The sequence below is a fragment of the Pseudotamlana haliotis genome, assembly GCF_008806375.1.
GTDB classification, from domain to species: Bacteria; Bacteroidota; Bacteroidia; order Flavobacteriales; family Flavobacteriaceae; genus Pseudotamlana; species Pseudotamlana haliotis.
On record NZ_WAAT01000050.1, the window covers coordinates 190988 to 212804 of the forward strand.

Sequence of the window (21817 nt, forward strand, 5' to 3'; positions counted from 1 at the left end):
AATGATTGAAAACGGAGACGATTTAATTAACGAACAAGATGAACCTCAGGAAACCATTACCCGTGTTACGGGAATGTATAAAGATTGGTTTTTAGATTATGCTTCTTACGTTATTTTAGAACGTGCCGTTCCTGCTATTGAAGACGGTTTTAAACCCGTTCAACGTCGTATCATGCATTCCATGAAAGATTTGGATGATGGACGTTACAATAAAGTGGCCAATATTGTGGGGCATACCATGCAATATCACCCGCACGGTGATGCGAGTATTGCTGATGCCATGGTGCAAATTGGACAAAAAGATTTATTAATTGATACCCAAGGAAACTGGGGAAATATTTTAACGGGTGACCGAGCTGCTGCTTCCCGTTATATTGAGGCTCGAATTTCTAAATTCGGACTCGATGTGGTCTATAATCCTAAAATTACAGAATGGCAGGCAAGTTATGACGGACGTAGAAAAGAGCCGGTGAACTTGCCTGTTATGTTTCCTTTGCTACTAGCGCAAGGAGGCGAAGGTATTGCGGTTGGACTTTCAACTAAAATACTACCTCATAACTTTATTGAGCTTATTGAAGCTTCTATAAAACATTTACAAGGCAAACGCTTTACCATATTACCAGATTTTCCAACAGCGGGTATTGCCGATTTTTCAAATTATAATGACGGACTTAGAGGCGGAAAAGTACGTGTTCGTGCTAAAGTTTCTCAGCTGGATAAAAATACTTTGGTCATTACCGAATTACCTTTCGGAACAACAACATCGTCATTAATTGATTCCATTTTAAAGGCTAACGATAAGGGTAAGATTAAAGTCAAAAAAATTGAAGATAATACAGCTGCTGAAGTTGAAATTCTTGTGCATCTTCCAACAGGATTATCACCAGATAAAACCATTGATGCCTTATATGCCTTCACAAGTTGCGAGTCGTCTATTTCTCCTTTAGGATGTGTTATTGAAGATAACAAGCCTTTATTTGTAGGTGTGACAGAAATGCTTCGCCGTTCCACAGATAATACGGTGCAACTTTTAAAGCAAGAGCTTGAAATCAAACTCGGTGAGTTTGAAGAGCAATGGCACTTTGCTTCATTAGAACGTATTTTTATTGAAAATAGAATTTATCGTGATATTGAGGAAGAAGAAACCTGGGAAGGTGTTATTAGTGCTATTGATAAGGGGTTACAACCTCATATCAAGCACCTAAAACGTGCCGTGACTGAAGAAGATATTGTGCGCTTAACCGAAATTCGAATCAAGCGTATTTCAAAATTTGATATTGATAAAGCACAGCAAAAAATAGATGCTTTAGAAGATCAGATTGCTGAAATCAAACATCACCTCGCAAACCTAATTGATTATGCGATTGCTTATTTCACAAGACTTAAAAAAGAATACGGTGAAGGTCGAGAGCGTAAGACCGAGATAAGAGTTTTTGATGATGTAGATGCCACCAAAGTGGTGATTAGAAACACCAAACTTTATGTTAATCGTGCTGAAGGTTTTATTGGAACCTCATTAAGACGTGATGAATATATTGGTGATTGCAGTGATATTGACGATATTATTGTATTTACCAAATCAGGTAAAATGATGGTAACCAAAGTGGATAGTAAAACCTTTATTGGTAAAGACATCATACATGTTGCTGTTTTTAAGAAGAAAGATAAGCGTACCATTTATAACTTCATTTATCGTGATGGTAGAGGTGGGCCTTCGTATATTAAACGTTTTGCCGTAACAAGCGTGACGCGCGATAGAGAATATGACTTGACTAACGGCACTAAAGGGTCGGATGGTTTATATTTTTCAGCAAATCCTAATGGTGAAGCTGAAGTAGTAACTATTTTACTGCGTCAAGCAGGAAGTATTAAAAAACTGAAATGGGATATTGACTTTGCCGATATTTTGATTAAAGGTCGTGCTTCAAAAGGAAATTTAGTGACTAAATATCCTGTAAAACGCGTAGAACTTAAGGAAAAAGGGGTGTCTACCTTGAAACCACGTAAAATTTGGTTTGATGATACGGTTCAGCGTCTTAATGTTGATGGACGAGGGGAGTTGATTGGTGAGTTTAGAGGCGAAGATAAACTGCTTATCATTTCACAATCGGGTATACTTAAAACCGTAACCCCAGAAGTCACCATGCATTTTGATAACGATATGATTGTTATGGAAAAATGGCAACCTAAAAAACCAATTTCTGTAATTTATTTCAACGGTGAAAAAGAATTGTATTATGTCAAACGTTTTTTAATTGAAAATGAAGGTAAAGAGGAAACTTTTATTCCTGAAGATCCTAATTCGCAATTAGAAATCGTTTCTACTGATTGGAGACCTATGGCCGAAGTCGTATTTGCTAAAGAACGCGGCAAAGACAGAAAAGAAAACTTAGAAGTTAATCTTGAAGAGTTTATTGCGGTTAAAGGAATAAGTGCTTTAGGAAATCAATTGACTAAAGATAAGGTTAACCAAGTGAATTTATTAGATTCTCTACCTTACGAATCTCCTGAGGAAGTTCATGCTGAAGATTTAGAAGTTATTGATGAAACCGAAGTGTCTTCAGAGGATAAACATAATGACGACTCACAGCCAACCTTGTTCTAAAAATGAGTGATTCCCTTGAATTTGATTAAAAAAGTTTTCTTCGGATTAAGCCGTTTGGTCTATTTTTTAGTGCCACTATTCTTGATTTTTGCCTGTGTTATAACACTTTATTTTGAAAATGTACTGTCCTTAGTTTTATCTGTTGGGCTGCCTGGTATCGTTGTTTTAAATGCTATTATCTTCATTTATCTAGCCTTTAGAAAGCGTAAGCAAGCCGTTTTTGTGCTTTTGGCTTTAGTGGTTTATGGTTTTACTCATGTTTCTTTTTTTAAATTCAACTTTAACGAAAATGCTGAGTTAGGAGATACCATGTCTATTTTAACTTTTAACGTAAGAAGTGCAGGAGGTGCTGGACATACCAGTGATCGGGATCGAGATCAAAGAAAAGTAAGGATAGAAACCATGGCTAAATTTGTTAAAAAACAGGAAGCTGATGTGGTACTATTTCAAGAATTTTGGACTGCTAACATAAAGGATTTTCCAAGCTATCCTTATACATTTCTTGGGCAAAGGAAGGGGAGTGGTAAGTCAATGCAGCTTATTTTATCCAAATATCCCATAGTGAATAAAGGTTATATAGACTTTCCTAATACGGCCAATAATGCCATGTTTGCCGATATTCAGTATAAAAATGAACTGATTCGTGTTTACAATGTGCACTTACAATCCTTTAGTGTTGAGATAGATCAGGAGTTTTTTACAGAATCGGGCCTAAAAGCGGTCTATCCTAAAATAGAAAAGGGTCAAAAATTTAAAAGTGTTCAAACAGAATTATTGCTTGAGAACTTCCGTGAGTTTCAAGGTAGAAGCATTGTTGGAGGGGATTTCAACACCACGCCTTTTTCTAAAACTTATGAAAGCCTCAGAGCAAACCGCCAAGATACTTTTTTAGAAGTTGGTTCTGGTTTTGGAGGCACTTACAATTTATTAGGGTACCCTATGCGATTGGATTATATACTCCCTGATCATAATTTTCAAGTCATGTCACATGAAAACTTCAACTTAAAGTTATCAGATCATGAGCCGATACTTGTGCATTTGAAGTTAAAAAACTAAGGGTTTTTCCGTTAAAAAATATAGAGTTAAAAGTCAAAATTGAAAAAATGTCAACTCTTCTTAGGGAAGTTCAAATGAAAACAATTTCCATTCGTAAAAAAAACCACCAATAATTAGGTGGTTTTTAGTATTGTAATTTTAATAGTCTAAAAATGGTATTACAATTATTAATTTTTAAGTACGTTTCAACTGTTTTTGAATTTTCTTAATCGCTGATTGAATAGATTTTTCAGGTTCGATAATATTATAGGCACCCCAAAAACGTGGATCTGAAAACCCTGAAGCTTTTTCTGTTAAAATAGTGGTAGGTCTAATCACTTGACTTCTGTTTTTGCTTAATTTCGAGTCATTGATCTCCCAGTCTGTTATGGCCATTTCACTGTTTAAGGTGTAGGTGCTGTTAAAAAGTTTGCCTTCCCAGTTTACCTTAAAGGTTAGAGAAATATTGCTGTAGGCATAATGCCATTTTCCATTTTTGGTTCTGTAATTCACGCGGTATGCGGTTTCGGTAGGGTAAACATCTGCTTTTCGCGGTTTTTTACGAACAAAATGTTCACTTGCGAGTGTACGGTTTGAAATATTTAAACTATAAACAGCGTTGGTTAAAGCTCGGGTTTCTGCATCAATAAAAAGTTTACCATAATATAAAGGCGTATTTAAGTTTTCTTTTTGTTTAAAATCAACCACATAAATTAAGCGGTCGTTGATTTTTGTAGCTTTATCAAAACTGAAATCATAATGAGGTATAGATTCTTCAGTAAAAATAAACTCTGGGTACTTAATGATATCTGTATATAGATTACTAAAAGGCCCGCCTTGTAGTTTTAAGGCCAACGTGTCTAACTTTTTATAATCAGTGGTTTTTCTAGCTTTAACCAACTCAATATAGTCACGGCTTAAATTATCGTAAGGTTCCTTGTGTATTCTAACCACAGCTTCTGATAATGAGGCATTTTTTTTGCGTTTTTTTATAGTTTCACGGTAAAAAGCAGTCATTAAAGTACCTTGGTCATTGTAAATACTCCCTTTTTTACTTAAAACATCCATAACTAATGCTTTAGCATTACTTGGTGTAGAGACGATGCTAATTTCATCTAAGTTGGTGGTTACAGGGTTTAAACGAATTTTTTCATGATTTTTAAATGCTGAAACTTCAATTTCAACTTTTTCATATCCCAAATAGGAGATGCTTATGATGCCGTTTAGGTGGTCTTTGGGGATTTTTAAAGCAAAATGGCCGTCATTATTTGAAACGGTGCTCATGTTGGAATTTAATAACGCGATATCAGCAAAAATCAAGTCATCATGTGTATCGGCATCAATGACTTTACCTTCAATTTCTTTAAATTGTTCAGGGGTTTCTTCTTGAGCCATTACGGTGTTCGTCCCAAATAAAATTAGGATGAACACAAATAGCCCTTTAATGTAGCATGTCTTTTTCATAATATTAGAGTTATAGATGGTGCTATAATATACGGAAAATTCATGTAAAACGCTAATTATCAACAATGTTAGTTGCTTTGTGAAATCGGCTCTAGACTGGTCTGTAAGGCTTTTCATAAAAGCAATTAAAGCAATCTGTTCTTTTTTAGTTAAATCTAAATTATCAAAAGGCAAGGTTTGGTGTGCCAAATCAAAACCAAATCCAACACCGCCGCCTTCATTATAAAACTCAACGACTTCCTCTAAGGTGTTAGATACACCATTTGATTGCGCATTGGCCAAATGAGGTTTGGATAAATTAGTGCTCAAGATATCTTAGTATTTTCTAAGTGTTAATTTCAGGAGAAACATCTTAACTTAATTTTTAGATTTGCTAAAATAGAATAACAGTATATTTACGTGATTTTTAAGTGGCATATGCAGTATAAAACCCTACCATTCTATAAAACTGGCTATTTTTCAACCTTAATTTGTGATTATTTAGCTGAAAAACCAGAATTGAAACCTTTTTATAATAGGTTTCCTGAAATTGATGCTTTCCAAAAGCAAATAGAAGAAAAAGGCCAATCTTTTGGTCTAGAAGCACGAGTGACTTTAGTTTCGGCTTTAAAAAATCAATATCAAGATGTTGAAACTTCAGAATTGACCTTAAGTCATATTGAGTTACTAAGTGCTGAGAACAGCTTTACGGTAACTACGGGGCATCAGCTTAATTTATTTACAGGACCACTTTATTTTCTGTACAAAATTGTTTCAGCAATAAATCTTTCTAAGGCATTAAAATTGAAGTACCCAGAGCATAATTTTGTACCGGTGTATTGGATGGCTACGGAAGACCACGATTTTGAGGAAATCAATTATTTTAATTTCAACGGAAAGAAAGTACAATGGAATCGCAAAGCGGAAGGCCCTGTTGGTGAATTATCTACCGAAGGTTTAGATGCTGTGTTTGACGTATTTTCGGAAGAATTGGGCCATAGCTCAAATGCTGAAACTATAAAAGTGTTGTTTGAATCAGCCTATTTAAGGCATGATAATTTGGCTGAATCCACACGTTTTCTAGCCAATGCTTTATTTCAAGAGTATGGTTTGGTGATTATTGATGTTAATGATACCAGCTTGAAAAAGGAATTTGTTCCATACATGGAACATGAATTACGCAATCAAGTGTCTTTTAAAGCAGTTTCAAAAACGAATGATAAGCTAGCGGAAGTATCCGATGATTACAACATTCAAGTAAACCCAAGAGAAATAAACTTATTCTATATTGCTGAAAATTTACGTGAACGTATCGTTTTTGAAGAAGGAATTTACAAAGTTTTAAACTCAAATATCACTTGGACTGAAACTGAATTAATAAAACACCTCAATGAAAACCCTGAACGTTTTTCACCAAATGTGATTATGCGTCCGCTATATCAAGAAGTGATTTTACCTAACCTATGTTATATAGGTGGTGGTGGCGAATTGGCCTATTGGTTTCAGCTGAAAGATTTTTTTGAAACCGTAAATGTGCCTTTTCCTATGTTACTATTGCGGAATTCAGTATTAATTCAAACTGAAAACCAACTCAAAAAGTTGGAAAACTTAAATATTTCTACCGAAACCCTATTTTTAAAACAAAGTACCTTTATAAATAAAAAGGTTCGTGATATTTCGAACATCGACATTGATTTTTCAGATCAGAAAAAGCATTTACAGGAACAATTTAAGAGCATGTATGACTTAGCTGAGCAAACTGATAAATCTTTTATTGGCGCTGTAAAAGCCCAAGAAGTGAAACAAATCAAAGGTTTAGAGCATTTAGAAAAACGATTGCTTAAAGCACAAAAGCGAAAATTGTCTGATGAGGTGTTACGTATGACAGAGCTTCAAAATCAATTGTTTCCAAATCAAAGCCTGCAAGAGCGCAACACGAATTTTTCTCAGTTTTATATGGAATATGGCGAAAAGCTAATTCCGAGTTTAATAGAAAAATTAGATCCTTTAAGCGGTGAGTTTTCTATACTGACTTTGTAATTGCTGTTTTTTGCCCGTCCGTATTATTTAAATTTAAGGAGAACTAGTAATGCTTTACGCCATGATGGCTTTTCTTTATTTAGAGACCTTTCAGGTTTTTAAAACCTGAAAGGTCTGGTTTTAAATTAGCTCTAATTTTATCCATAACTTCTTCAATTTTATAGTTGAATTTTCGTTTCTAATACACGTATTCTTGTCTATGTTAACTCTTTTCAATTTTAGTTGAACTAAATTTCATAGTTTCTAATGATAAGCTTAATTTTGAATTCGATATTTAAATTCAACTTAAATGCATAAAATTGATTTTGATTTGGTAGAGATGACTATGGATACCATGAAATATGTTATCGATAGAGTCTCGTCTACAACCACTAAAATAGGAAAGCCCAAAAAGGCCGAAGAATTAAAAGCCCTAGTTGGTGAAACCGTTACCGAAAAAGGTATTGGTGGTGAATATGCGTTTGAGTTATGGCGTAAGCATTTAGCTGTTGCTAATGTTCCCGTAGATCACCCAAGAAATTTAGCCTTTGTACCAGCCTCACCAACACGAGCAGCTATTATGTTCGATTTAGTGACGGCAGCATCTAGTATTCACGGTGCCTACTGGATGGAAGGTGCTGGTGGTATTTTTTGTGAAAACGAAGCCATGCGTTGGATGGTGTCCTTAACCGGTATGCCAGAAGGCGCTTTTGGTGTGTTTACCAGCGGTGGTACGGCAGCGAACCTATCGGCTATTGTTGCGGCACGTGAAAATTGGAGAAGCAGTGATGAAAAACATCAAGCTCAAAAAGGACTTATAATCACGTCTATTGGTGCGCACTCTTCAGTAAAAGCCATGGCTAAAGTGGCCGATATTGATGTTGTACTAGTAGATACCGAAGATTGCTTAGAAAAAGAAGCCCTTTTAGAAACCATAAACAGCTTATCAGAAGTAGAAAAACAACGTTTATTTGCTGTTGTTGGAACAGGAGGTACTACAAATGCAGGAATTATTGATGATTTAGAAGGAATCGCCGAGGTTTGTGAAGCCGAAAATTTATGGTTTCATGTGGATGCTGCCTATGGAGGTGGTGCTTTAATGGCAGATTCAGTAAAGCACTTATTTAAGGGTATTGAAAGAGCTGATAGTATTACTATCGATCCGCATAAATGGATGTTTTCACCTTATGATTGTGGCGCCGTTATTTATAAACACCCGGAATTGGCAAAAAACGCCCATTCTCAAGAGGGGTCTTACCTTGATATTTTTAAAGATGAAGGGGCTCACGGATTTAACCCAACCGATTATCAAATACAATTAACACGTCGAGTACGTGGTTTGCCTTTATGGTTTTCATTAGCCATGCATGGTACCAATAGGTATAAGGAGGCTGTTGAGCGTGGTATTGAATTGGCTCAAACTGCTGGACGATTAATTAAAGATATGCCGCACGTAGAGTTGGTTAGAGACCCTAGTTTATCTTGCGTATTATACAGACGTATTGGTTGGAAACCTGAAGATTATACGCATTGGACCTATGAAAATCACGAATCCGGATTTGCTCTGGTCACCCCTACAAAATGGAAAACAGGTGATCGCTTTGAAACCGTTTCTCGTTTTTGTTTTATTAATCCTGATACTACAGAAGAAGATATTCGCATGATTTTAGAAACCATGTCTTAAAAAATTATAAAAAAAGTGGCGTGTAATTCGTCAATAAAAAATCAATTCCTATTTTTGCGCATGCAACATGATAAGGTACTAATTTTAGACTTCGGATCGCAATACACACAGCTTATTGCTCGTAGAGTTAGAGAACTCAACATTTATTCCGAAATACATCCATTTAATAAGATTCCAAGCAACTTAGAAGAATACAAAGCTGTAATTCTTTCTGGTAGCCCAAACTCAGTAAGAGGTGAAGCAGCCTTACATCCTGAACTGGATGGGATTAGAGGTGTTAAGCCGATGCTTGCCGTTTGTTATGGCGCACAATATTTGGCACATTTTTCTGGCGGAGAAGTAGCACCATCAAATACCAGAGAGTATGGTCGTGCTAATTTATCGTTTATTAAAACTAATGAACCGTTTTTTGCACATATTCATACGGGAAGTCAAGTTTGGATGAGCCATAGTGATACGATTAAAAAACTTCCTGAAAACGGAGTTTTAATTGCAAGTACACACGATGTGGAAAATGCAGCTTATAGAATTGATGGTGAAGAAACTTACGCCATTCAATTTCACCCAGAAGTATACCACTCAACTGATGGTAAACAACTCCTTGAGAACTTTTTAGTAAGCATAGCGGGCGTTCAACAAGATTGGACTCCAGATTCTTTTGTTGAAGAAACTGTTGAAGCTATTCAAGAAAAAGTAGGTGGTGATAAAGTGGTTTTAGGACTTTCAGGAGGGGTAGATTCTACCGTTGCTGCAGTACTTTTAAACAAAGCTATTGGCGATAATTTATACTGTATTTTCGTAAATAACGGACTTCTTCGTAAAGATGAGTTTGAAAGCGTATTGAAACAATACGAAGGCATGGGACTTAATGTAAAAGGTGTTGATGCTTCAGATCGTTTTTTAGATGCTTTAAAAGGTATTGAAGATCCAGAATTAAAACGTAAAGCTATCGGAAATGCTTTTATTGAAGTTTTTGATGATGAAGCTCATAAATTAACAGATGTTAAATGGTTGGCTCAAGGAACTATTTACCCTGATGTTATTGAAAGTGTTTCTGCTACAGGAGGCCCTTCAGCAACGATTAAAAGTCACCATAATGTAGGAGGTTTACCTGATTTTATGAAGCTTAAAATCGTAGAACCTTTACGTGCTATTTTTAAAGATGAAGTAAGACGTGTAGGGGCTACATTAGGTATTGATCCTGAATTATTAGGACGTCACCCGTTTCCTGGACCTGGTTTAGGAATTCGAATTTTAGGTGATATTACGGCTGAAAAAGTACGTATTCTTCAAGAAGTTGATGCGATTTTTATCAACGGATTGAAATCATGGGGACTTTACGATAAAGTTTGGCAGGCTGGAGCCATGTTGCTTCCAGTAAACAGTGTTGGTGTTATGGGTGATGAGCGTACCTATGAAAAATGTGTAGCGCTTAGAGCTGTAGAAAGTACCGATGGTATGACTGCCGATTGGGTAAATTTACCTTATGAGTTTTTACAAAAAACATCAAATGACATTATAAATAAAGTAAAAGGTGTTAACCGCGTGGTTTACGATATTAGCTCCAAACCACCTGCTACCATTGAATGGGAATAAAGATAATGACAAAACCATTAAATTTTGTGATTAAGGATTAAATACCAATTTAATTGTATAATGCCGTATTCTTAACTTGAATTATTTTTTGTTCAGATAAAATAGAAAATCCAAGCATAGCCGTAGCTACGGTTTTATTTTATATTGAAATTTGGACGAAAAAGAAACAAATTATATGCGACATTATATGGTTAAAATGGTATAAATACATAATTTTGGTTTTGGCATACTATATGATAAAAGAGAAAGGATGTTTATGACATCCTTTTTTTTATTTAAAATTAATGTAATACGGCGTAGATATTCGCGTTTTATTATATTTATATCCGCAGATTATAACACACTATGAATAGATTTTTTTTAGTACTGGTTTTTGTATTTAGTTTTACATGGGTTGAGGCTCAAAATTTTAGCACACACAATGTAAAAGCAGGCGAAACCGTTGAAGGATTAGCAAAACGTTATTACGTACCTGTTTCAGAAATTTATAAGTTAAATCCAGATGCTAAAAGAGGCTTAAAACCAAATACGGTTTTAATTATTCCGACGTCAAAAGCTGTTATTCCTGAAACAAAAACCACAACTACTAGAGAGTTTCAAGGTTTGAAACAGCACCGCGTGAAACGAAAAGAAACCTTGTACAGTTTAGCTAAAGCTTATAATGTAGAAGAAGCCGATATCAAAAAATATAATAAATCCTTGTATTCAAATCCATTAAGAAAAGGTGATAGAATACAAATTCCAGTTTATAAAACTGTTAAAGTTGTTGAAGAATTAAAACCAACAAAAACATATACGGTTTTAGCTAAAGAAGGAAAATGGCGGGTGGCCTATAAATTTGACATCACTCTAAAGGAGTTGGAAACCTTGAATCCAGATATGGGGGAGGTTTTACAAGAAGGGCAAGTTTTAAATGTTCCTAATGTCGATGTTTCGGAAGAAAAAGAAGTTGATGATCAATACAGTTATTATAAAGTACTACCTAAAGAAGGCTTTTATAGACTGAAATTGAAGTTAGGCTTAGAACAAGCTGAAATTGAAGCGCTCAACCCAGGTTTAGCCGAGTCTGGACTAAAAGCTGGTATGATTCTTAAAATTCCATATTCTGAAGAACATGCGCCAATTGCAGGAGGTTCGGTTGCCGAAAAAGTGAACCTAGTTGATAGTATTTCTAATCGCAAAACAAAACACTTGGCAGTGATGCTTCCTTTTAGGTTAAATCGTGTAGATTTTGATTCTATTGCACATACAAAACAGAGTATTAATAGTGACCCTTATTTAAACGCTTCTTTAGAATTTTATTCAGGGGTTTTAGTTGCTGTAGATTCACTTAAAAAACTTGGTATTTCGTTAAAAATAGATGTGTATGACACCAAAAACTCTGTTGGTGAAGTTTCTAAAATCATTAATAGTCATGATTTTAAAAATGTTGATGCGGTTATTGGTCCGTTAACGTCATCTTGTTTTGATAAAGTGTCTTCAGATTTGAATCAGGATCATATTCCAGTAGTATCTCCAATTGGTCTAAATTTAAAATTACGTGATAACGTGTTTCAATCAAGACCATCAGACGCTTTGTTAAAAGACAAAATTGTAAACTTTGTAAAAGCTGATACGATTGCTCATAATGTATTAATCATTTCAGATTCTAAGGCCTCATCTAAAGCTAATGCGCTTAAACAAGATTTTCCAACAGCAAGTCAAGTGCATTCGAGAAAAGATAAAAAAGGGAAAGATGAATTTTTTGCAACACGAGAGGATGTTAATAAAGGCCTAAATCCCGGAAAGAATTATGTGTTTTTAGAAACTAATAACGAAGGTTTTGCTTCAAATATTACCAGTATATTGGCTTCTTTAATCAGTAAAGGAAATCCTGAATTAAAACAGGAGGCTGTTGATATTGTATTGGTAACAAGCCATATAAATTCGGCATTTGAGGGTGATGAAATTAACAATACACACCTTTCTAAATTGCAATTTCATTTTGCTTCGGGCTCTAAAGAATACAATGAGACTGAAGATAATTCTTTTGTGAAATTGTATAAGAATCAATATCACACGATTCCTAATAAAAGAGCCGTAAAAGGTTTTGATTTAATGCTAGATGTTGGTTTGCGTTTAGCTGCCTCCGATGATCTGTATATGTCGGCAATGCAAGCGCATTTAACCGAGTATGTTGAAAATAAATTCGCTTATAAGAAGCAGCCTATGGGAGGCTATTATAACGATACCGTCTACTTGGTGAAGCATCAGGATTTAAGAATTGTTGAAGTCGCAGAGTAATATGCTCCCAGACAAACAATTTCTTATAGACCTTGCGCATACTAAAATGCCTTTTGGAAAATATAAAGACCGCTTTTTAATTGATTTGCCTGAGTATTATGTGGTGTGGTATCATAGTAAAGGTTTTCCAAAAGGGAAATTAGGGTTAATGTTAGAACAGGTTTACGAACTAAAATTAAACGGGCTTGAAGATATTATACGGAATATCAAACGTCAATACCCAAAATAAGTATTGTTTTGTCTTAGGCTTCAGTGTAAACTTGTCCGCGATGTGGTTTTAGTGTATCACGAATGGGTTTCATCTCACTTTCGTTAACAACCAAAAAGGCTATGCTATGCATGTCGCTAATGGTGGAAACTCCAGTAATCGAAATATCTAGACCTTCTATTTTAATATATTCTTTTAAATGAATGTGATGATGTTCTGATGTTTTTGCTGCATTTGGGCCATGAAAGTCCCAAATAAGTTTGAGTTTACGCATGTTTCGTTTTTTATAATGAAAGGCTAAAAGTACATAAATAATAAGGTTATGTAGTTAATTGTCGTAAAATATAAGTCGTTTTCAATCGTTCTTAAAACCACTTGCGTTATACGTTTATATTGCTATTTTTGTATCTTTTAAATATTTTGACTTCATGAAATTCAATCATTTTCTCGTATTTTTTACTTTATTTAGTGTTTTAAGTGTTACAGCTCAAACTTCAAAAGAGGAAGTTCTGTTTACTGTGGGCGATCAGCCCGTTTATGCTTCAGAGTTTGTTAGAGTTTATCAAAAGAACTTGGACTTAGTTCAAGATGAATCGCAAAAGGATGTTGATGAATATTTAAAACTCTATACCAGTTATAAATTGAAGGTTAAAGAGGCTAGAAACTTAGGCTTTCACGAAAAACCTGGCTACCAAAAAGAATTAGATAATTATAAAAAACAACTTGCCAAGAGTTACCTTTCAGATTCAAAAGTAACCGATGCTTTGGTTGAAGAAGCTTATGAACGTGTGAGCTATGATGTAAACGCCAACCACATTCTTGTAACAATATCTGAGAATGCGAGTCCGCAAGATACTTTAACGGCCTATAACGAAATTTTAAAGTTAAGAGAAAGAGCTGTAAACGAGGGGTTTGAAAAAGTTAGAAAAGAAGTTCATAACGGCAAAACCATTTATGGTGAAGCTTTAGGATATTTTTCAGGTTTTAAAATGGTTTATGAATTTGAATCTGTTGCGTATAACACACCTGTTGGAGATATTTCACAACCTTTTAGAACACAGTTCGGATATCATATTTTAAAAGTTATCGATAAAAGAAAATCTGAAGGCGAGCGTGAAGTGGGGCATATCATGGTGATGGCGAATAAAGATGTTAACGATTCTATCGCTAAAAAAGCAGAAGCTCGCATTAATGATATTTATGCTAAAATTAATCAAGGTGAAGACTTTGAAGCTTTAGCCAAACAATTTTCAGAAGATAAAAACTCAGCATCTAGAGGCGGAAAGTTGCGTGCTTTTAGTCGCGGACAAATACGTGCTGAGGAATTTGAGAATGTCTCGTTTAGTTTAGAAAAGGTAGGGGATATTTCAAAACCATTTCAAACCAATTTCGGCTGGCATATCGTGAAGTTATACGCGATTAAATTGGTTCCAGATTTTGAAACTATGAAACCTGAATTAATCTCTAAAGTACAACGTGATTCGAGGTCTAAATTAATAGATCAAGCTTTAGTTGATAGTCTTAAAAAGAAATATGGAGTACCAAATGAGCAACCTTCATTAGCCTATTTTGGGCATATTCTAAATAATGATTATTTTAAGAATGCTTGGAAGTTGCCAAGTGATTTCACAGCTACAAAAACCATGTTCGTTTTAGGTGATAGTAAAATCACGTATCAAAATTTTGGAGATTATTTACTTGAAACCCAACGCCAGTCTAGAAAACAAAAATCTATAGCGAGCTTAGTTGATGAAAAATACCAAGCCTTTTTAAAGAAGACTTTAATTGCTTATCAAGAGGAAAACCTGGAAACAGAAAATTCAGAATATGCCTCGGTTTTACATGAATACAGAGATGGGTTGTTATTATTCGAATTGATGGAAAATACCATTTGGAATACGGCTGAAACAGATTCTGTAGCCATTAAAAACTACTACGATGCTCATAAAGGGGATTACTTTTTTGATGAGCGTATTGATGCCGTAATAGCCGCTTCGCCAAACAAAAAAACCTTGAAAAAAGTGTCTAAGCTTTTAAAGAAAAACCAAGGGTTAGACGTGATAAAATCAGAGGTGAATTCTAATGAAACTGTTGATGTGATTTTTACTGAAGGTATTTTGGAAGCTGATCATCAAGGGCTTCCAAATGATTTTGAATTTGAAACAGGAGTTTCTAAAATATTCAAACATAACGAAAGCTACGTTGTAGTTCAGGTCAAGGAAGTTTTTCCTAAAAAACAAAAAACTTTTGAAGAGGCCAGAGGGCAAGTGGTTAGCGATTATCAAAGCTCTAAAGAGGAAAAATGGATTGATGAGTTGGCAGCCAAGTATACGGTGACTGTTGATGAAGAAGTATTCAAAAAAGTAAAAGAAGAACTTAAATAATAAGCGTGCACAAATTTATAAGTATAGTGTTTCTTAGTGTTGTAGTGTCTTGCGATTATTTTAATAATTCGGAAGAGATTGATGCTGTGGCACGTGTCAATTCTAGTTATTTGTATCATGAGGATATAGAAGGTTTGGTTCCCGCTGGCGCCACTGAAGCCGATAGTACTTTAATGGTTCACAATTTTATTAACCGTTGGGCAACGCAACAGCTTTTGGTAGATGGAGCCAAACTAAATTTGAATCAGGAAAAGCAAGAAGCCTTTAATAAGCTGGTCGCGCAATATAAAAACGATTTGTACATAAAAGCCTATGTTGAAGCTTTGGTGAAACGTAGTATTGATACACTCGTGAGTTATGATGAGGCTAACACTTACTACACGGCTAATAAAGAGGTTTTTAACTTAAATGAAGAACTTATAAAATTTAGATACGTTCACGTTGATGAAAACATCCTAGATTATGAGAATATTAAATTGTGCTTTGAACGCTACGAAAAAGAGGATAAGCGCGTGCTAGATTCCATAGCTATTCAGTTTAAATCCTACTCCTTAAATGATTCGATTTGGATAAAATTAAGTCAAGTTGTCAATAAAATTCCAGTAGTAAATTCTGAAAATAAAAACGAACTGTTAAAAAAATCTAATTTTATACAACTCAAAGATTCATTAGGAGTATATTTGATGCAAATTAATGATGTGTTATTACGTAATAATACCGCACCGTTAGAGTATGTTAAGCCTACTATTGATCAAATAGTCATCAATAAACGCAAGCTTGAATTAATAAAAGAGTTAGAAAAAGATATCACAAAAGATGCCATTAAAAATAAACAATTTGAAATATATAAGTAATTTGAAACACCTATTAATTTTAAGCATGACCTTCCTTTTTATGGGCATAGCATCTGCACAAGAAATCATTGAAGAGGAAGTAGCGCCGGAAGTTGTGGAACAAGAAAAAACACCCCAAACACAACAAGCCAAAAAAATTGATGGTGTAGCTGCAGTTGTTGGAGACTATATTGTTTTAGATTCTGATATTAACAAAGAAAGAGAGCAGATCAAAGCTTCTGGAGGCTCTATAGATGGTATTGGTGATTGTGAGTTGTTCGGTCTGATGTTAGAACGTAAACTTTATGCACACCACGCGGTTCAAGACAGTATTCCTGTTTCTGATGCTGAAATTAGAAGAAATGTGGATTATCAAATCGAACAGTTTTTACAGCAAACCAACGGTTCTATGGAAAAACTTTTAGAGTTCTACAATAAAGAGGACGAACAAAGTTTTAGAGATGAAATGTTTGAAATTAATAAGGCTAATGAACTGGCTCAAAAAATGCAGGCTCACATCGTAGAAACTGTTGAAATCACCCCTGAGGAGGTACGAACTTTTTTTAACGAAATTCCAGAAGACGAGCGTCCTACTTTCGGAACAGAGCTTAAAGTGGCTCAAATTGTTGCAGAACCACAAGTTTCTGACGAAGAGAGACAGGAAATTATAGACCGCTTAAATGAGTTCAAAAAAGATATTCAAGTTAATGGAGCAAGTTTCCGTTCAAAAGCGGTGTTATATTCAGATGATCCAGGCTCGGCAAGTAAAGGTGGGAAGTACACACTGAACAAAAAGAAGCCTAAAATGGTTAAAGAATTCAGACAAGTCGCTTTTTCTTTAGAGGAAGGCCAGATTTCTGAACCATTTGCTACAGATTATGGATACCATATCATCATGCTTGAGAAAATTAGAGGTCAAGAGTATGACGTAGCTCATATACTTTTAATCCCAAAAGTTTCTAGTGAAGCTATAGCTGAAGCGAAAGAACGTTTGGAAAAAACAAGACAACAAATTATTGATGAGGAAATTACTTTCGCAGAGGCTGCCAAGGAAGTTAGTGATGAAGATGAAACTAAAAATGATGGCGGACAATTAATTAATCCGGTTACTCAAGATTATAATTTTGAACTCACTAGAATGGACCCAGAACTATATTCGCAGATTCAAAATTTAAAAGATGATGAAGTGAGTTTAGTGTTAAGAGAAGAAGATCGTACTGGAAAAGTGAAATTTAAAATTCTAAAGATTACTGATAGAATTGATGAGCATACAGCCGATTACGGAAGAGATTACTTGAAAATTAAAGAACTAGCACTCGATCAGAAAAAGATTGAAGCTATTGAAGAATGGCAAAAAGAACATATTTTAGATACATATATTAAAATTACTGGAAAATACAGAGATTGTGACTTCTCAGGAAATTGGTTAAAAAAATAAAATATGTCAGACGTAGCAGCAATAGAATCATTTGTAAAACAATTTAAAGGTTTAAAAACTGAAATTGGCAAAGTTATCATTGGTCAAGATGAGGTTGTTACTCAAATTTTAATTTCTATTTTTTCTGGAGGACATTCCTTATTAATAGGCGTTCCGGGTTTGGCAAAAACTTTAATGGTAAATACCATTTCTCAAGCCTTAGGCCTAGACTTTAAACGCATTCAATTTACGCCAGATTTGATGCCTAGTGATATTTTAGGTAGCGAAATTCTAGATGAGGATCGTCGCTTTAAATTTATTAAAGGCCCTATTTTTTCAAATATTATTCTTGCCGATGAAATCAATAGAACGCCTCCAAAAACACAGGCTGCTTTATTAGAGGCTATGCAAGAACGTGCCGTTACTGTGGCCGGGCATCACTACAAATTAGATTTACCATATTTTGTTTTAGCAACACAAAACCCCATTGAGCAGGAGGGAACATACCCATTACCTGAAGCGCAATTAGACCGTTTTATGTTTGCTATTAATTTAGACTACCCTACATTCGAAGAAGAGGTTCAAGTGGTAAAGGCAACTACAACCGATAATAAGGCCAAAATCAACGCCTTATTTTCAGCTCAAGAGATTGTAGATTTTCAGCATTTAATCAGAAGAATTCCTGTAGCTGATAATGTGATTGAATACGCCGTAGCCTTAGTTGGAAAAACAAGACCTAATACAGCATCTACTCCAGAAATTGTAAAAAATTATGTGGATTGGGGTGCAGGGCCAAGGGCTTCTCAGAATTTAATCCTTGCCGCAAAAACACATGCTGCCATTAATGGTAAGTTTTCTCCCGATATTGAAGATGTGCAAGCTGTGGCCTATGGTATCTTAAGACATAGAATGATTAAAAACTACAAAGCCGAAGCTGAAGGTATTTCCGAAGAACAAATTATTGAAAGTTTGTTTTAGATTTTCGATCAACAAAAGCATATGTCATTTTATGCTATTTTCTATTATTTTGATTGATTACTGTTCAAGAGCTCATTTTTATTGTATATCAGGAATGTTCTTAGCGTTAATTCCTTATTAAATCTTCAGTTTTACATGAAAATTACTGTTAAAAATTAAATCATTTCAAATTTTTATGTCACTATAATAATTTGAAGCGCCTTCAAGTGCTATAACTAAGAATCCGTTTAAAAATAAGCTTTTAATTTCGTACTTTGCGAAGCCTAAAATTTTTTAGGTGTTTCGTATGGCGTATAGTGTACAAACGCACTTATAAAAATGCTATTAAATTTTTATAATAAGTTGAAAAGATTAACGTCTCGTATCTGCTAGACGACATTAAGCGAAATTTAAAACCGAACCTGAATTAATTCTAATATATGAATACTTATAACGATTACATCAAGGAGATTGAAGAAAGAAAAGAACAAGGTCTTCACCCTAAACCAATTGATGGTGCTGAATTGCTTAATAACATTATTGAGCAAATTAAAGATTTAGATAACCCACATAGAGAAGATTCTCTTAACTTTTTTATCTACAATGTTTTACCAGGAACAACAAGTGCTGCTGGTGTGAAAGCTAAGTTTTTAAAAGAAATTATTCTTGGAGAATCGGTACTTAAAGAAATTACTCCTGCTTTTGCTTTTGAGCAATTAGCACACATGAAAGGTGGGCCTTCTATAGAAGTGCTCTTAGACTTAGCTCTAGGTGAAGATGCTGCTATTGCAAAAGATGCTGCTGAAGTTTTAAAAACGCAAGTTTTCTTATACGAAGCGGATATGGCGCGTTTAGAAAAAGCATATAATGAAGGAAATGCCGTTGCTAAAGAACTTATTGAAAGTTATGCTAAAGCAGAATTCTTTACAAAACTTCCGGAAATTGAGGAAGAAATCGAAATTGTAACTTTTATTGCTGGTGTTGGTGATATTTCAACAGATTTATTATCTCCAGGTGGTGATGCCCACTCAAGATCAGATCGTGAGTTACACGGACAATGTATATTTGAGCACAATAAGGAACAACAAGCTGAATTAAAAGCCTTACAAGCACAACATCCTGATAAACGTGTGATGTTAATCGCAGAAAAAGGAACCATGGGTGTAGGATCATCAAGAATGTCTGGTGTGAACAACGTGGCTTTATGGACAGGTAAAAAGGCTAGTCCTTATGTACCTTTCATTAATATTGCTCCAATTATTGCAGGAACTAACGGAATTTCTCCAATTTTCTTGACAACTGTTGGTGTTACTGGTGGTATTGGTATTGACCTTAAAAACTGGGTTAAGAAAACTGATGCTGAAGGAAACGTGATTAAGGATGCCAATGGCGATCCTGTTCTAGAAGAAAAATACTCGGTGGCTACAGGAACGGTACTTACTGTAAATACTAAAGAGAAAAAATTATACAATGGTGATCAGGAACTTATGGATATTTCTGCATCATTAACTCCACAAAAAGCTGAATTTATCAAAGCAGGTGGGTCTTACGCAGTTGTATTTGGTAAAAAACTTCAAACTTTTGCTTCTAAAGTATTAGATATTGATGTGGTACCAGTTTACGCACCTTCAAAAGAAATTTCTGTTGAAGATCAAGGTTTAACTGCTGTTGAAAAAATATTCAATAAAAACGCCGTTGGAACGACTCCAGGTAAAACATTACATGCGGGTTCTGACGTTCGTGTTGAAGTAAACATTGTGGGATCTCAAGATACTACGGGGTTAATGACTTCTCAAGAGTTAGAAATGATGGCTGCGACTATTATTTCGCCTATCGTTGATGGGGCTTACCAATCAGGTTGTCATACGGCTTCAGTTTGGGATAACAAGTCTAAAGCGAACATTCCTAGATTAATGAAATTTATGAATGATTTCGGTTTAATCACAGCACGTGATCCTGAAAACAAGTACAAGCCAATGACCGACGTAATTCATAAAGTACTTAATGATATTACCGTTGATGACTGGGCGATTATTATTGGAGGTGATTCACACACAAGAATGTCTAAAGGTGTTGCTTTTGGTGCCGATTCAGGAACCGTGGCTTTAGCACTTGCAACAGGTGAAGCTTCAATGCCAATCCCTCAATCGGTTAAAGTAACCTTTAAAGGAGAAATGGCACCTTATATGGATTTCCGTGATGTGGTTCATGCGACACAACAACAAATGTTGGCGCAATTTGGTGGTGATAATGTTTTCCAAGGAAGAATTATTGAAGTACACTTAGGTACACTTACTGCTGATCAAGCTTTTACATTTACAGATTGGACTGCAGAGATGAAAGCGAAAGCGTCTATTTGTATTTCTGAAGATGAAACGCTAATCGAATCATTAGAAATTGCTAAGAGCAGAATCCAAATCATGATTGATAAGGGAATGGACAACAAATTGAACGTTCTTAAAGGATTAATTGCGATTGCAGATAAACGTATTGCTGAAATTAAATCTGGTGAAAAACCAGCTTTAACCCCTGATGCTAATGCTAAATATTTTGCTGAAGTTGAAATCGATCTTGAAAAAATTCAAGAGCCAATGATTGCCGATCCAGATGTAAATAATGAAGATGTTTCTAAACGTTATACACACGATACCATTAGACCATTATCTTATTACGGTGGAACGAAAACTGTAGATTTAGGGTTCATAGGATCTTGTATGGTTCATAAAGGTGACATGCAAATCTTAGCTCAAATGTTAAAAAACATTGAAGCTTTACAAGGTAAAGTTGAATTTAAAGCGCCATTAGTAGTAGCGCCTCCAACTTACAACATTGTTGATGAATTGAAAGCTGAAGGTGATTGGGAAGTATTACAACGCTATTCAGGGTTTGAGTTTGACGATAATGCACCTAAAGCAGCAGCACGTACTAAATATGAAAATATGCTGTATTTAGAACGTCCTGGTTGTAACCTTTGTATGGGTAATCAAGAAAAAGCTGAACCAGGTGATACTGTAATGGCTACATCTACACGTTTATTTCAAGGAAGAGTTGTAAAAGATTCTGGAGAGAAAAAAGGTGAGTCTTTATTATCTTCTACGCCAGTTGTAGTTTTATCTACAATCTTAGGTAGAACGCCTAACTTAGAAGAATATCAAGCTGCTGTAAAAGGTATTAACTTAACTAAGTTTAAGCCTTCTAGTAAGTTATTAGCTGTTTAATTACAGATAAATATATGATTATAAAAAGCCTGAGTTTGTAGCTCAGGCTTTTTTATGCGCTTAAAACCTTTTAGTACCAATTATGACCTAAAGCTTTCTATTATTTTTAGACAGAATCCATAAAATTAATGTAGT

14 protein-coding genes are annotated in these 21817 nt (G+C 35.0%); 12 read left to right on the top strand and 2 right to left on the bottom strand.

Going from position 1 to position 21817, the window contains the following annotated elements; all coding sequences use genetic code 11:
- Position 1 precedes the first annotated feature (1 nt).
- On the top strand, positions 2–2605 hold the full coding sequence (locus F6U93_RS12185) for a DNA gyrase/topoisomerase IV subunit A (RefSeq protein ID WP_150940196.1): 2604 nt from the start codon (positions 2–4) through the stop codon (positions 2603–2605).
- 15 nt (positions 2606–2620) lie between these two features.
- Positions 2621–3661 carry an endonuclease/exonuclease/phosphatase family protein gene (locus F6U93_RS12190; RefSeq protein ID WP_150940198.1) on the top strand — a complete coding sequence of 347 codons (1041 nt, stop codon included), beginning with the start codon at positions 2621–2623 and terminating at the stop codon, positions 3659–3661.
- A gap of 174 nt (positions 3662–3835) precedes the next feature.
- Here F6U93_RS12190 and F6U93_RS12195 read toward each other — a convergent pair whose 3' ends face one another.
- Positions 3836–5413, bottom strand: coding sequence for a carboxypeptidase-like regulatory domain-containing protein (locus tag F6U93_RS12195; RefSeq protein WP_317132848.1), 1578 nt, complete (start codon positions 5411–5413; stop codon positions 3836–3838).
- 108 nt (positions 5414–5521) lie between these two features.
- Between F6U93_RS12195 and bshC the strand changes: the two genes are divergently transcribed.
- The 5 genes from bshC (at position 5522) to F6U93_RS12220 (ending at position 12894) form a co-directional block, all read left to right on the top strand.
- The gene (bshC, locus tag F6U93_RS12200) at positions 5522–7123 is read left to right on the top strand and encodes a bacillithiol biosynthesis cysteine-adding enzyme BshC (RefSeq protein ID WP_150940490.1); all 1602 of its coding nucleotides are present in this window, start codon (positions 5522–5524) and stop codon (positions 7121–7123) included.
- Between the two features lie 289 nt (positions 7124–7412).
- Entirely contained in the window at positions 7413–8786 is a 1374-nt protein-coding gene (locus tag F6U93_RS12205) for a pyridoxal phosphate-dependent decarboxylase family protein (RefSeq protein WP_150940200.1), read from the top strand.
- 60 nt (positions 8787–8846) lie between these two features.
- On the top strand, positions 8847–10382 hold the full coding sequence (guaA, locus tag F6U93_RS12210; protein WP_150940202.1) for a glutamine-hydrolyzing GMP synthase: 1536 nt from the start codon (positions 8847–8849) through the stop codon (positions 10380–10382).
- 345 nt (positions 10383–10727) lie between these two features.
- Complete coding sequence (locus tag F6U93_RS12215) at positions 10728–12665, top strand: LysM peptidoglycan-binding domain-containing protein (RefSeq protein ID WP_150940204.1); 1938 nt, start codon at positions 10728–10730, stop codon at positions 12663–12665.
- Between the two features lies 1 nt (position 12666).
- Entirely contained in the window at positions 12667–12894 is a 228-nt protein-coding gene (locus F6U93_RS12220; RefSeq protein WP_150940206.1) for a DUF3820 family protein, read from the top strand.
- 13 nt (positions 12895–12907) lie between these two features.
- Here the strand turns inward: F6U93_RS12220 and F6U93_RS12225 are convergent, their stop codons facing one another.
- Positions 12908–13147: a hypothetical protein gene (locus tag F6U93_RS12225; RefSeq protein ID WP_150940208.1), complete on the bottom strand. Its 240-nt coding sequence runs from the start codon at positions 13145–13147 to the stop codon at positions 12908–12910.
- A gap of 154 nt (positions 13148–13301) precedes the next feature.
- Between F6U93_RS12225 and F6U93_RS12230 the strand changes: the two genes are divergently transcribed.
- The 5 genes from F6U93_RS12230 to F6U93_RS12250 all read left to right on the top strand — a co-directional run bounded on the left by F6U93_RS12230 (position 13302) and on the right by F6U93_RS12250 (position 21682).
- Positions 13302–15257, top strand: coding sequence for a peptidylprolyl isomerase (locus F6U93_RS12230; protein ID WP_150940210.1), 1956 nt, complete (start codon positions 13302–13304; stop codon positions 15255–15257).
- A gap of 5 nt (positions 15258–15262) precedes the next feature.
- The gene (locus F6U93_RS12235) at positions 15263–16111 is read left to right on the top strand and encodes a peptidyl-prolyl cis-trans isomerase (protein WP_317132849.1); all 849 of its coding nucleotides are present in this window, start codon (positions 15263–15265) and stop codon (positions 16109–16111) included.
- Positions 16074–17528 (top strand): peptidylprolyl isomerase, encoded by a 1455-nt coding sequence (locus F6U93_RS12240; protein ID WP_150940214.1) that lies wholly within the window; start codon positions 16074–16076, stop codon positions 17526–17528. Before F6U93_RS12235 ends, F6U93_RS12240 begins: the two co-directional genes overlap by 38 nt.
- Positions 17529–17531: 3 nt before the next feature.
- A complete protein-coding gene (locus F6U93_RS12245; RefSeq protein WP_150940215.1) occupies positions 17532–18485 on the top strand; it encodes an AAA family ATPase in 954 nt (317 codons plus the stop codon).
- A gap of 419 nt (positions 18486–18904) precedes the next feature.
- Positions 18905–21682: a bifunctional aconitate hydratase 2/2-methylisocitrate dehydratase gene (locus F6U93_RS12250; RefSeq protein WP_150940217.1), complete on the top strand. Its 2778-nt coding sequence runs from the start codon at positions 18905–18907 to the stop codon at positions 21680–21682.
- Positions 21683–21817: the final 135 nt, after the last annotated feature.